Raw genomic sequence first — 13,229 nt, forward strand, 5'->3', positions numbered from 1 at the left:
CATAAAAAAGAAATATGAACGGAATATGAACAGAAGATTACAGAGGAGAAGATTTAATTTTCGAAAAGTATTGAAAATAATCAGAATCCTTGATACAATTCAGTCAAATAATCTTGACCGAGTAATTTTATTTGAGGAGTTGATCTTGTTGAAGCCCATGTTAACACTAACTACTTATAGCCAACTAAAAGCAATAAGCGATCCACTTCGTGTCGAAATGATGATGCGTCTATGCGAACGTCCTTATACAGGACAACTACTATCTGATAAATTCGGCATTCCAAGGGCTAAAATTCATTATCATTTAAAAGAATTAGAAAAGAATGGTTTTATAGAAATTGTTTATACAGAAGAAAAGAATGGCATCATTCAAAAGTTTTATCAATCTGTCGCTAGAGGCTTCACCCCTGCCGCGGAACTATTACCTCATTTAGAAATATTAAGCGAATCAGGTCGCCAAATCTTTTTACAAATGACAGAAAGAACGAAAAGCCATATTCTCGCTGCACCAGAAGAAGCTTTTACATTACGAAAAGTAAGCGAAGACCCAGCAGAGTGGAATTACGTTTCATCTTGCTGGGAGTTTGATGCCACGCCAGAACAATTTCAAGTGTGGGTGAAAAAATTTCATGAATTAATGGCTGAATTAAATGATATCGCAAAAGACGCAGATAAAGATCCAAATAGTAAATCTTATTACATTTCTACTACTGCACTACAAATCGACGAACGAGCGATGCAGCGCTTTGTGAAAAAAGAAGAAAAATCGTAATACGATTTTTTTTACGTAAACGGTCAAATTTATTTTACCGAATAAAATTTTTATAAAGGAGTAGATAAAATGGACATATTAAAAAACCGGAATTTCCTCTTACTGTTTTTAGGGAGAATTTTCACAAACATAGGAGATAGCTTGTACTATGTAGCGGCGATGTGGCTCGTATATAAACTGAGTGGTAATCCTTTTTATTCTGGATTGGCTGGTTTCCTTACATTATTACCTTCTGCACTTCAATTTCTTACCGGTCCATTCGTTGATAGATGGTCAATCAAAAACACCCTCGTCATTACACAAGTTTTGCAATGTATTCTTATATTAATCATTCCTATTACACACTACTTCGACCTATTAACTGTTCAACTACTACTTATCATCATGCCCATCGTATCCTTTATCGAACAATTCGCCTATCCCGCACAATCAAAAGCTTTACCACTTCTACTGCATAAAACACAATTATTAAAAGGAAATTCACTCTTTTCATTTGCGTATCAAGGCATTGATTTAATTTGCACGACTCTTTCTGGAATATTAGTAGCACTATTTGGCGCAATTACTTTATATGTAATCGACTCTTTTACATTCGCGATTACTGCCCTTTTGTTCTTTTCACTAAAAATGCCAACGCAAACCGAAACGGGTACAACACTTTCGACTAAACAATATTTCTCTGATTTAAAAGAAGGTTTTTCGATCGTCTTCCGTTCATTAATGGGCGTATTCTTAATCGGTTCGGTTGTCGCTAATTTTTCTATCGGTATGACGATGGCGATACTCCCCTCTTTCGCTGATTCTTTAGGAGGCGTGAAATCATATGGCTTCTTCCTAGCTGCTATATCAGCAGGTAGTCTCATCGGTGCATTATTCAGTTCATGGGTTGGCAAACGTCATGTTGGCCGTGTCTCTATTATTAGCTTTGCGGCTGGCGCTTTCTTTTGGTTTCTCTCTACGATCGTACCGTTTCAATGGCTGTCTATTCTCTTATTCGGGCTAGCTTGGATTCCAATTGGAGCCACGAACATCTTATTCGCGACAATTAGCCAAATTGTAATTCCAAATCAATATATTGGACGGATCAATTCAGTCGTGCGAAGTATGGGCACAATTGCTATGCCGTTCGGTTCTTTAATTGGCGGATACACTGCAAATATATTTAGTAGCCAACTCATTTTCGCGCTCGCTAGCATCGGGATTTTATTTATTTCTCTCGTATGGCTGCTTCATCCGAAATTACGGGCATTGCCGAAAGCTGATGAGATTACAGCGGATACTTTTGGAGTTCGGTTTAAGGAAGAGCGTGGGAAAGGTACTGCTTTATAGCAGAAATAGGAGTACGTGAAATTTATATCAGCGATTTTCACAATATATCGACGCAACTCAAAATATATCAACGATTTTTCGATTATATCGACTTATCGACAAAAAACGACATAAAAGAGGCTGTTCCCAAACAGCCTCTTTTATCTATTTCGGAAGCTCCACCTGAACAGTCGTCCCTTCCCCTTTCGTACTATACACTGAAACGTTTCCGTTATGCAGTTCCACAATCTTTTGCACAATCGATAATCCTAAACCGCTACCTTCTACGTTTCTTGCCCTTGCCGTATCTACTTTGTAAAAACGATCAAATATACGATCCATCTCTTCTCTTTCCATACCGATTCCGTTGTCTGATATAGAGATCATCACACTTGATTCTAATTCTTCTACAACAAATTCAATTGTTCCACCATCGTTTGAAAACTTAATACTATTCGTGAAAACATTACTCCATACTTGATGAAGTAAGTTTTCATCACCTTGTATTGTAATGTCTGGTACATCAAATTCAACGGCGATATCTTTCTCCCGCCATTTCCATTCGAGCATAAAAATAACGTCTTTAATTTGCTTCTGTAGATTAAATTCTTTTATTTGCAACACTTTCTCTTCTTTATCTAATGAAGCAAGCGTAAGTAACTGTTTACATAAACTAGACATTCGCTTACTTTCACCCTCAATAATTCGTAAGTAATGGTTTCTTTCTTCTTCACTCATCTTTTCTGTTTGCAATGTTTTCGAGAAGCCTTGTATAGAAGAAAGCGGTGACTGGAATTCATGTGAAACGTTCGAAACGAATTCTTGTCTCATTTCATCTAGTTCTTTTATACTTTTTGTCATCTTTTGGAAGCTTGTAGATAACGTTCCTATTTCATCTTTTCGCTTTACGTCTAGTTCAATTTCATATTCGCCACTCGCAATTTTTTGCGTAGCCTTCGTAAATTTACGAATAGGACGAACGATGTAACCTGCTGCAATCGCAATAAAAATAATACTTAATACAACGATAAACCCAAGCAATACCGCTAAGAAAATTCGCATCTCACCAAATTGGTTCTGAATGTCAGGACGAATAAATAAAGCATATTGTTTATCACCGTGTTGCACTGGTACACCGACACTATTTATTAATTCATTATCGAAAAAACCGGTAATAAATAGGCGAGTCGGATATGTAGAAACACCATTAAACGTTTCGCCATTCAATACTTTATGAACGGTATCATCACTTATTGTCGTCTTACGAAACGCATTACCGATACGTTTTCCATTCTTTTTGTCGTCGACAATATAAATTTCATATCCTAATTTCGCAATAGAATGCAAGTACGCCTCTTGATTTCCATCACTTTGCTTTTCATATAATGACTTAACTTCTTTCGCATACGTTAAAATCTTTTCACTATTATACGGTTTTAACTTCACTTGATAATATACGTTCGTTAATAAAAAACCGATAATACTACTAAGAAGCATGATCCCAACTGTCATAAAAACAAATCTAGAATATAGTGATTTCATCTTATTTCAGCTCCAACTTATAACCGAGTCCGCGCACTGTCGTAATTTGAAAATCATCAGTTCGTTTTGAGAAACGATCTCTCAGTCGCTTCACATGAACGTCAACCGTTCGTTCGTCTCCTTCAAAATCCATTCCCCATACTAATTCAATTAGCTCTTCTCTTGAAAATGTTCTCCCAGGATAACTAGCTAATTGTGATAATAATTCAAATTCCTTTAGCGGAAGCAAAATCGTCTGCCCGTTACACTTTACTTCAACACCTTTACGATCAATTGTCGTCCCGTGAAGTGTAATAATGTCTGCACTCAGCATTTGATAACGGCGCAATAAAGCTTTCATACGGAAAATGACTTCAGCTGGCTCAAATGGTTTTACAATATAATCGTCCGTACCAGAAATGAATCCTTTTTCTTTATCAACTAACTGATCTTTCGCAGTTAATAAAATAACCGGTATATCATGATACTTCCGGATTTCTTCACATAACGTATAACCATCAACAAACGGCATCATTATGTCTACTATCGCAAGATGAATATTTTCCTTCTCTAATACGCCTTGCGCTACCTTTCCATCTTCTGCTTCAAAAACTTTAAACCCCTCTTTTTGTAAATGGTAATGTAACAACTCTCTAATATGCTTATCATCATCAGCTAATAAAATATGTATCATCTTCATTAAACCCTCTCTTGTTCATCCTTCTACATCCTTACCTTAAGAAACAATTAGATTTTTTGCAAGAAAAAGAAAAACAAACCAACATTTTAAGATAAATAAAAAGAATCTATTTTGAAAAAAGATTATTCAAAATAGATTCTTACGTTTTAGTATTAAGATTATTTTAATAAAAAATAATTTCTAAGCTTTAGAAATATCAACGAATCCTTCTCCAAATACGTCACGAACATCGTGGATAGCGATGAACGCAGCTGGATCCGTAGTTTGAACAATTCGTTTTAGCTTCACTACTTCTTGCTTATTAATAACAACATAAAGAATTTCCTTCGGAGTTTTCGTGTAATAGCCATGACCTGAGTACACCGTAACCCCTCTGCCCATTAACGTAGTTACCTTCCCAGCTATTTCATTCGGGTTATCAGAAATAATCGTAATGGCTTTCTTCGGATTTAAACCTTCAATTACAAACTCCATCACTTTCGTTGCTACATATAGCATAATAATTGTTATCATCAGTTTTTCTGCACCAATGATGAAATAAGATGAAAACGCAACAATTAAATCGAAGAACAGTAAACCATAGCTAATGCTCCATCCTAAATATTTATGCGTCATCCTTGCTAAGATGGTAGTACCTGCAGTTGTTCCACCAACGCGAATAATAAGACCAATCCCGCATCCAATAAATATTCCACCGAAAATGGCATTTACGAGCATTTCATCCGAAGCAATCGTCCAACCTTCTGTCAAATGAAGAAATAGCGAGTTCGTAACTACAGCGATAATCGTATAAATTGTTGTAATCTTATTCAAAAATTTATAACCAGCTATTAACAAAATCGCATTTAAAATTAAGTTAACTAAGCCCGGTGACCATTCAAATAAATAGTACGTAATAATCGTGATACCAGTTACTCCACCCTCACCAAACTCATTCGGGATAACAAACAAATTGACACCTAACGCAAAAAGAAATGCACCGATAATAATAAAAATAATGTCTGTCGTTCTTTTTTTCATACAGTACCTCACTTCTTATGTAAATATTTATTCTGTCATAAACTCTCATCATTATATCGTGGAATATTCAAATCGAACAGTGGTTTATTTTTATTTTAATATAGGGTAATAAATCAACTTCATCCTACATCCACAAGTAATTAAAAAAGTAAAACAACTGTATTTATTATGTACTACAAATAAAGTTTTGATTTCACATACAATTGATGCTTGAAATGAATATGAACACTCACTCGCACTAACTTCGAATACAAAACAAATAGGCGAAGCTATAAAATAGACTTCGCATCAAGCGTGTGATCATAGAGATTCATATGAGATTTTATATTCATAATTTCCGGAAATAAATTTACTTATCTTTCTCCATATATTCTTTAATCTTTCGTTCTTCCCACTCTTTTCCGAATATCCCAAATGGAAAAGTTGTCAATCCGTGTATAACGATACCGATCCCCCAACCTGCAAGTGGATATAAAAACCATAATTTACTTGAATCAGAACTTATATTTATAATAAAAAGCATTAAGTTCACTAGTATATAAACCGTTAAGTGAATGTAAAATGCTTTTAAATTCTCCATTCTTTTTTTAGCTCGTAAATAAACCTCATCTTGCTCCACCCTTAAACACCTCTTTCCATATTGTTTTTTTCACCTTCGCTCCAGTGTTAACATCATATTCTAATCAGAAATCCGTTATTCTCAAAAAAACATAAAAGTACCCATCGAATTATCATACATATGATGATTCGATGGGTACTGCATGATACATTTGTTATTTACAAGCGTCTAATTAAGACCAAATCCAAACATCATCATTATTTTCAACGTCGCTCTTTACATCATGAACTTTTTCAATATGATCCGTTGTGTTCCAGTTAATAGAACTTCCACCCCAGCCTACAAACTTCATATCAATTTTTACTTTCTCGCCCGTATGAAATACTTGTCCCTTCGTTAAGAAAACATCAATAATAACTTTCTTCCCGTTTAGTGATGGATACTCAACTACGACATATTTAGTAGAACTTTCTCCTTCCTCTTCCCTCGTTCCTACTTTTGATACTTCCCCAATCACATAATCAGGAGAACCATCTTCTTTCATATGCATGCCTAACTTATTTGTTGTATTTTCAACTGCAGTTGCAACCATATATTCTGTAAAATTACGCATCATAGATCCAGTAGCTTTTACTTCATCTCCTACTTTCACGTTTGAAAGTGAATCCATATATACACTAACAGGTTCTTCGTATTGCTTAGATTTTACGACAATCACACCGTTATCTACTTCTACTACTCGTCCTTCTAACGTCGAGAAATTCGATTCAATTGAAGCCGCACTCGCTTTTGTTACTTCTAATCCTGGTAAATTCGTTCCTGATAATGCTGCGATACCTAAAGCACCTGCTAAAATTAATTTTTTCATACCCATATGTAACATCTCCATTCATGATGATTTTATTTTCGATTGGATACGACCAACCTGTAACTATTATAGTTACAGGTTGTAGAAAATAGCAACCATCTTTCTTATGCAATGTTGCATACTGTGATTTTTAAATTTAAATCGATTATTCCTATATTCATCACGAATGCTAAATTCTTGCATATCAGCAGGTAAACGGATTGATGATGAAGAAACTAATGTCATGCATCATGTTTTTTCAATGATACAGTTTGTATAATCGTAGTCCATTACATTATGTAGGAGCGGTGTTAACATGTTAATAAAACCAAAGAGGTTACAGGCAGGAGATATCGTAGCAACAGTAAGCCCTTCATGGGGAGGCGCAGGCGATTCTGAAATAAGATGGCGATATGAGCAAGGAGTAAAAAGATTAGAAGAAGATTTTGGTCTTACGGTTATTCCAATGCCAAATAGCTTAAAAGGTAGCGAATACCTTTATAACAACCCAGAGGCTCGTGCGGAAGATTTAATGACAGCATTTAAAAATACGCGCGTGAAAGCAATTATTGCGAATATTGGCGGTGAAGATAGCATTCGCTTACTTCCTTATATAGATTTTAATGTAATACGTGAAAACCCGAAAATTTTTATGGGATACTCTGACGTTACTATTTCACATTTATTTTGCCATAAAGCAGGTCTTTCCTCTTTATACGGTCCAGCAATTTTGACCGATTTTTCCGAAAATATAGAGATGGATCCATATACAGTTGAAATGGTAAATCGGACTCTCTTTTCAAATGAGACAATTGGCGAGATTCAACCAGCTCATGAATGGACAAGTGAGCGTTTAGAATGGATAGAGGTAAATAAAGATACAAGGCGTACGATGCAACAAAACAATGGCTATGAACTACTTCAAGGCTCTACTACCGTACAAGGACGCTTAATTGGTGGTTGTATAGAAGTATTGGAATTTGCAAAAGGAACGGAGCTTTGGCCTGAGAAAAAATATTGGGAGAATCGTATCCTTTTCTTTGAAACTTCTGAAGACCATCCAGAACCAAGCTATATAAAGTATTGGTTACGAAATTATGCAGCACAAGGCATTCTGCAAAAAGCAAAGGGCATCATTTTTGGTAAACCAAAAGACGAAATGTATTATGAAGAATATAAACACGAAATACTGCAAGTAATGAAAGAACATAATTTAGAAGATTTGCCGATTCTTTATAATTTAAATTTTGGCCATACCGAGCCGAAGTTTATTTTACCATACGGCGCGATGGCAGAAATTGATTGTGAAAATGTATCCTTTTCTATTTTAGAGAGTGGCGTGGAATAAATAAAAACACTCCTATGAGATATGACTGTGAATTGATACTTTTTAAAAGTATATAATTGGAGGGAGATTACGTTTATGGAAGTAACATTTACAGTAAGTAAATGGGATGAAAAACCAATCGATGATACTAGAAAAGATTTCCCTATTAATATTGCCCATGTTGAATATGATATTGATGGTGAATTAAAAGGAAAAGCTTTTGTTGAATACTTATTATATTATTTAGACTCAAATATAAATGATGGTCACTTGGCTACTGCTAAAATTTCTGGATTTTTACACTTTGAAGGAATTTATAAGGGGCAACAAGGGACATTTACAGCTATAGAGCAAGGAATATTCGATAAAGGAAATTTAGATTCCCCAGGAACAATTATTAAAGCTACCGGTAACTTAGAAAATCTGCGGGGGTCCTATCATTATCAGTTTACAGGTCAAACTAGTAAACTGATTTTAGAGTTTGAATTTTAGCAAAATACCCTATAATTTAGTGGAAAGGACATTTCTTGTAATACTAGGAATGTCCTTTTTGTTGACGGGCTTATTCATTACTTTTCCTATCAATTAAAGAATAATCCCCGAAAAACTCCCCTTCATAACTTCCTTTTCAAGTTGATTCCTACATGTAAATATCGCTATAATTTTTGTATGATTTTTTTCATCGGGCTCAAATTGTTCAATGGTTACGTCACAACGAATTGTTACTATTAATTTGTGACTTTTGATTAAATGAAAATCGCCTCTTATAGAGCGCAGTTTTACTTATATTCATTCTTATGCAAATTCTGAAGCATATTCTTCGTATGTCTTTAATGTATTAAGCAATCGAGCTGATTCAATCATGATTTCGTTCGATGAATCAGTTACACAAATGACAATAAATCGATTATCATCTCTGTCTCCAAACAAGCCTTCTGATTCAAGTTCCATTAACACATTTAACGTTTCTTTCAACAGTGTATTTACTCGTATGTTAAAGTCATCTTCGACGATATCATGATATTTCTTGATAATTTTGTGCACTTCATCAAACATTTCAAAATCGTCCCATTCGCTCCACTCAACAGCTCCGTATCTATAATAATTGTATAAAGGGTCCGACTTATTAACTTTGATTAGTCTTTCTTTATTAGCCACTGGTCCAATGCTATTGACACAATCGTCTGTTAATATGGAGTACCCATATATTGTGTCAACACCGCACCTAGCTATAATTTCGTTATAATGACAACGAATTGCATTTTTTAACTCAACATAAAAACTTTCTTGCAGTTGCATTTTCATCGTATTTCCTCCGTTTTTTGTAGCGACCTGTCGTTACATATTTCAATCTTAACATGAAAATCAACATGTAACGTTAACTGAGCCAAAATAAGAAAAACCGAAACTATAATCATTTCGGTTTTTCAATCTAAAGAAGTCTATATTTACTTTAAAGAATGTATAAACAACCCACTACGCAGTTTCGGTTCAAACCACGTTGACTTCGGCGGCATAATTTCTCCAGCGTCTGCGATTGATAATAAAGCTTCCATTGATGTCGGATATAATGAAAACGCTGCTTTATATTCACCGCTATTTACAAGGCGTTCTAGTTCTTCTAATCCGCGGATTCCTCCGACAAAATCGATGCGTGAATCAGATCGCGGATCGTGTATTTCAAGTACTTGGCTTAATAAATGATCTTGCAGAATAGATACATCTAAACCTTTAACGAGATCGTTCGCATCAAACGTTTCCTCTTTCACTGTAAGCTTATACCACTTCTCATTTACATACATTCCAAAAGTTTTTGGCTCATTTGGTTTATACGGAGAAACAGCTGCTTCTTCTACATAAAAGTATTGCGTGATTTGATTTAAAAACTGTTCTTCTGATAAGCCGTTTAAATCTTTCACAACTCGGTTATAGTCCCAAATGGATAATTCATCGTGAGGGAATAATACAGATAGGAAGAAATTAAACTCTTCTTCTCCTGTGTAATTCGGATATTGTTCTCTTCGCATGAGCCCTACTTTTGCTGCTGATGCTGAGCGATGATGCCCATCTGCAATGTAAAGACTAGGAATATCTTCAAATGCGTTTACTAAAGTAGCAATTACTTCTTCATCAGCTATTTTCCAAGCAACGTGCCTAACGCCGTCTTCTGCTGTAAATGTATAGATTGGCGCATGCTCTTCTTTCCAGCTGGCGATGAAACGCTTTATTTCTTCTTTTGTACGATATGTTAAAAAGATAGGACCCGTATTTGCATCACACACATCTACGTGGCGAATGCGATCTAGTTCTTTTTCATGACGCGTTCTTTCATGTTTTTTAATTGTATCATCTTCATACTCATCGATAGATGTACAAACGACAAGACCTGACTGCGTTCTTCCTTGCATCGTCAGTTCATAAATGTATAATGCTGGCTCTTCGTCTTGAATGAATACTTCTTCTCGTATAAATTGATTTAAATTTTCATCCGCTTTTTCATATACACGATCATCGTACGGTGAAAGTGCTGGGTCTAAATCAATTTCTGCTTTATCAACGTGTAAGAAAGAAAATGGATTCCCTTTTACAACCTCTCTTGCTTCTTCACTATTTAATACGTCATACGGTAAAGCTGCAACTTCTGCTGCTTTTTCTTCTACTGGACGAATGGCCCGAAACGGTCGGATTTTTGCCAAGTTTTCCTCACTCCTTTACACAATCATTCGAACGGCTACAACACCTGTAATTTTGCTTATATTTTCCACTATATTCTCTTTTATTATATCATCAATTCCGTTATCAATATCAATCATTGTGTATGCCCAAGAATGTTTACTACGATTAATCATATCTGCAATATTAATATGATGCTCTGCTAAACATCCTGTAATTTGTCCTACCATGTTCGGAACATTTTGATGCATAATTGTAATTCGTTTCTTTCCAATATACGGCAGTTCTACGTTTGGATAGTTTACTGAATTACGAATATTTCCTGTCTCCAAATATTCTCGTATTTGACGTGCTGCCATGACCGCACAATTTTCTTCTGATTCAGATGTAGATGCACCAAGGTGAGGAGTCGCAGTTACATTTTTCATCTTTATCACATTCTCATTCGGGAAGTCCGTTACGTAATGCGCAATAACCTCTTCTTCTAACGCTGTTTGAAGAACCTTTTCATCTACAAGTTCTCCTCTAGAGAAATTGAATAAACGCATTCCTTTTTTCATCTTCTCTACAGCATGTTCACCAATAATCCCCTTCGTTTGATTCGTAAGAGGAATATGAAGTGTAATATAATCACATGTTGCGAAAATTTCATCTAAACTAAATGCTCTTTGTACATGTGTAGAAAGGCGCCATGCTGTTTCAACTGAAATGTAAGGATCATATCCGACAACGTCCATCCCTAAAGCTAACGCATCGTTCGCGACTAAAGCACCGATTGCGCCAAGGCCGATAACGCCTAGACGTTTCCCTGCAATTTCTGATCCAACGAATTGTTTTTTTCCTGATTCAACAAGCTGCGGTACTTCTTCACCCTCTAAATTTTTCGTCCAGCTTACTCCATTAATAATGTTACGTGAAGACATAATAAGGCTGGCGATAATGAGTTCCTTTACTGCATTGGCATTAGCTCCTGGCGTATTAAATACGACAATCCCTTTTTCTGTACATCGCTCGACAGGAATATTATTTACACCAGCACCAGCTCTTGCAATCGCCTTTAAGTCTTTTGAAAATTCTTCTTGATGTAAAGAATAGCTGCGAAGTAAAATACCGTCTGGGTGATCCATTCTATCCCCTACTTCATAACGCTCTCCATCAAGGACTTGCAAACCCTTTTCCGCAATTTGATTTAACGTTTGAACACGAAACATAACCCCATCTCCCTATCTATTCTCAAGTTCAAATTCCTTCATATAATTTACTAATTGCTGTACACCGTGTACTGGCATCGCATTGTAAATACTTGCACGCATACCACCGACTGAACGATGTCCTTTTAGCGTAACGAGACCGCGTTCTTTCGCTCTTTGTAAAAACTGATTGTTCAGCTCTTCTGACGGTGTTGTAAACGGAATGTTCATAAGTGATCGATACGTAGGATCAACTGGTGAAGTAAACAATTTTGATTCATCTAAGAAATTGTAAAGAAGTGAAGATTTCATTCTATTCTGTTCTTCAATCGCAGATACCCCGCCTTGCTCTTTCAACCACTCTAGTACAAGTTTCGTTACGTAAATACTAAAGGATGGCGGTGTATTATATAAGGAGTTATTTTTGCTGTAAGTTTCATAGTTTAACATCGTAGGACAAGAGCGATCTGCTCCCCCAATTAAATCTCTTTTTATAATAGCAATTGTTAAGCCCGCTGGCCCTAAATTCTTTTGTGCTCCCGCATATATAAGACCAAACTTTGAAACATCATATCGTTCTGATAAAATATTTGAGGACATATCCGCAACGAGCGGTACTTTATCTAAATGTGGAATGTCCACATATTTCGTCCCCTCGATTGTATTGTTCGTTGTTATATGTACATAATCTAGTTTTTCATCATTCGGTAAACCATCCAGTTTAGGAATTGTAGTAAACTTCTCTTTTTCAGAAGAAGCAAGCACTTGTACTTCCCCTATTTTTTCAGCTTCTTGCATCGCCTTTTTAGACCATGAGCCAGTTAATACGTACCCTGCTTTTTTGTACGTATTCATTACATTCAGCGGTATCATAGAGAATTGTAATGACGCACCGCCTTGTAAAAACAGTACTTCATACTCATCAGGAATGTTCATTAATTCACGAATTAGGCTACTCGCTTCATCTATAATACTTTGAAAATAAGAAGATCGATGACTCATTTCCATAATAGACATGCCTGTCCCGTTATAATTTACAAGCTCCTTTTGCACTTTCTCTAAAACTGGCAAAGGGAGTATTGATGGTCCAGCTGAAAAATTATATACTCTCTCCATCACCCTAATAACCTCCCTATTTCTTATTTTTATTAATTTTTAAACTTTCTGAATTATAACCTAAAATATAATACGTGGTCAATTTGTTTTCTATTATTACGGCGTAAGAAGCAATGGAATCGCTTGCATCTGCAAACTACTTTTTATAAACATACAAAAGTGTTAAGTACATAATCGTACTTAACACTCTAGTAAT

At 35.6% G+C, this 13,229-nt stretch carries 13 protein-coding genes and 1 pseudogene; 4 read left to right on the top strand and 10 right to left on the bottom strand.

Going from position 1 to position 13,229, the window contains the following annotated elements:
- The first annotated feature begins 148 nt into the window (after positions 1 to 148).
- Both QCI41_RS06235 and QCI41_RS06240 read left to right on the top strand, forming a co-directional pair.
- Entirely contained in the window at positions 149 to 772 is a 624-nt protein-coding gene (locus tag QCI41_RS06235) for an ArsR/SmtB family transcription factor (protein WP_353837926.1), read from the top strand.
- Positions 773 to 841: 69 nt separating this feature from the next.
- The gene (locus QCI41_RS06240; RefSeq protein WP_353837925.1) at positions 842 to 2,101 is read left to right on the top strand and encodes an MFS transporter; all 1,260 of its coding nucleotides are present in this window, start codon (positions 842 to 844) and stop codon (positions 2,099 to 2,101) included.
- 144 nt (positions 2,102 to 2,245) lie between these two features.
- Here QCI41_RS06240 and QCI41_RS06245 read toward each other — a convergent pair whose 3' ends face one another.
- The 5 genes from QCI41_RS06245 to QCI41_RS06265 all read right to left on the bottom strand — a co-directional run bounded on the left by QCI41_RS06245 (position 2,246) and on the right by QCI41_RS06265 (position 6,754).
- On the bottom strand, positions 2,246 to 3,622 hold the full coding sequence (locus QCI41_RS06245) for a sensor histidine kinase (protein ID WP_353837924.1): 1,377 nt from the start codon (positions 3,620 to 3,622) through the stop codon (positions 2,246 to 2,248).
- A 1-nt stretch (position 3,623) separates the two neighbouring features.
- Positions 3,624 to 4,301, bottom strand: coding sequence for a response regulator transcription factor (locus QCI41_RS06250; protein WP_000781972.1), 678 nt, complete (start codon positions 4,299 to 4,301; stop codon positions 3,624 to 3,626).
- A gap of 180 nt (positions 4,302 to 4,481) precedes the next feature.
- Entirely contained in the window at positions 4,482 to 5,321 is an 840-nt protein-coding gene (locus QCI41_RS06255) for a YitT family protein (RefSeq protein ID WP_000747488.1), read from the bottom strand.
- A gap of 349 nt (positions 5,322 to 5,670) precedes the next feature.
- Positions 5,671 to 5,940 carry a 2TM domain-containing protein gene (locus QCI41_RS06260; protein ID WP_000434262.1) on the bottom strand — a complete coding sequence of 90 codons (270 nt, stop codon included), beginning with the start codon at positions 5,938 to 5,940 and terminating at the stop codon, positions 5,671 to 5,673.
- 172 nt (positions 5,941 to 6,112) lie between these two features.
- Positions 6,113 to 6,754, bottom strand: a complete 642-nt coding sequence (locus QCI41_RS06265; protein WP_353837923.1) for a hypothetical protein — start codon at positions 6,752 to 6,754, stop codon at positions 6,113 to 6,115.
- A 289-nt stretch (positions 6,755 to 7,043) separates the two neighbouring features.
- Between QCI41_RS06265 and QCI41_RS06270 the strand changes: the two genes are divergently transcribed.
- Positions 7,044 to 8,075, top strand: coding sequence for a S66 family peptidase (locus QCI41_RS06270; RefSeq protein ID WP_353837922.1), 1,032 nt, complete (start codon positions 7,044 to 7,046; stop codon positions 8,073 to 8,075).
- A 75-nt stretch (positions 8,076 to 8,150) separates the two neighbouring features.
- Entirely contained in the window at positions 8,151 to 8,546 is a 396-nt protein-coding gene (locus QCI41_RS06275; protein WP_000454105.1) for a DUF3224 domain-containing protein, read from the top strand.
- Positions 8,547 to 8,639: 93 nt separating this feature from the next.
- On the opposite strand, the pseudogene QCI41_RS06280 reads toward QCI41_RS06275, so the two are convergent.
- The 5 genes and pseudogenes from QCI41_RS06280 to serC all read right to left on the bottom strand — a co-directional run.
- Positions 8,640 to 8,777, bottom strand: a pseudogene (locus QCI41_RS06280) (enoyl-CoA hydratase); the annotation flags it as partial.
- Between the two features lie 72 nt (positions 8,778 to 8,849).
- A complete protein-coding gene (locus tag QCI41_RS06285; protein WP_353837921.1) occupies positions 8,850 to 9,359 on the bottom strand; it encodes a DUF4303 domain-containing protein in 510 nt (169 codons plus the stop codon).
- 143 nt (positions 9,360 to 9,502) lie between these two features.
- Complete coding sequence (locus tag QCI41_RS06290) at positions 9,503 to 10,750, bottom strand: DUF1015 domain-containing protein (protein WP_353837920.1); 1,248 nt, start codon at positions 10,748 to 10,750, stop codon at positions 9,503 to 9,505.
- Between the two features lie 15 nt (positions 10,751 to 10,765).
- A complete protein-coding gene (locus QCI41_RS06295; protein WP_353837919.1) occupies positions 10,766 to 11,938 on the bottom strand; it encodes a 3-phosphoglycerate dehydrogenase family protein in 1,173 nt (390 codons plus the stop codon).
- Positions 11,939 to 11,950: 12 nt separating this feature from the next.
- Positions 11,951 to 13,033: a 3-phosphoserine/phosphohydroxythreonine transaminase gene (serC, locus tag QCI41_RS06300; protein WP_353837918.1), complete on the bottom strand. Its 1,083-nt coding sequence runs from the start codon at positions 13,031 to 13,033 to the stop codon at positions 11,951 to 11,953.
- Positions 13,034 to 13,229: the final 196 nt, after the last annotated feature.

Source organism: Bacillus cereus group sp. MG4 (assembly GCF_040460055.1).
GTDB classification, from domain to species: domain Bacteria; phylum Bacillota; class Bacilli; order Bacillales; family Bacillaceae_G; genus Bacillus_A; species Bacillus_A wiedmannii.

Excerpts from the sequence above, each read along its gene's own strand:
- QCI41_RS06250 (WP_000781972.1), bottom strand. The coding sequence starts at position 4,301 with ATGAAGATGATACATATTTTATTAGCTGATGATGATAAGCATATTAGA.
- QCI41_RS06245 (WP_353837924.1), bottom strand. The coding sequence starts at position 3,622 with ATGAAATCACTATATTCTAGATTTGTTTTTATGACAGTTGGGATCATG.
- serC (WP_353837918.1), bottom strand. The coding sequence starts at position 13,033 with ATGGAGAGAGTATATAATTTTTCAGCTGGACCATCAATACTCCCTTTG.
- QCI41_RS06285 (WP_353837921.1), bottom strand. The coding sequence starts at position 9,359 with ATGAAAATGCAACTGCAAGAAAGTTTTTATGTTGAGTTAAAAAATGCA.
- QCI41_RS06240 (WP_353837925.1), top strand. The coding sequence starts at position 842 with ATGGACATATTAAAAAACCGGAATTTCCTCTTACTGTTTTTAGGGAGA.
- QCI41_RS06275 (WP_000454105.1), top strand. The coding sequence starts at position 8,151 with ATGGAAGTAACATTTACAGTAAGTAAATGGGATGAAAAACCAATCGAT.
- QCI41_RS06265 (WP_353837923.1), bottom strand. The coding sequence starts at position 6,754 with ATGGGTATGAAAAAATTAATTTTAGCAGGTGCTTTAGGTATCGCAGCA.
- QCI41_RS06270 (WP_353837922.1), top strand. The coding sequence starts at position 7,044 with ATGTTAATAAAACCAAAGAGGTTACAGGCAGGAGATATCGTAGCAACA.
- QCI41_RS06255 (WP_000747488.1), bottom strand. The coding sequence starts at position 5,321 with ATGAAAAAAAGAACGACAGACATTATTTTTATTATTATCGGTGCATTT.
- QCI41_RS06295 (WP_353837919.1), bottom strand. The coding sequence starts at position 11,938 with ATGTTTCGTGTTCAAACGTTAAATCAAATTGCGGAAAAGGGTTTGCAA.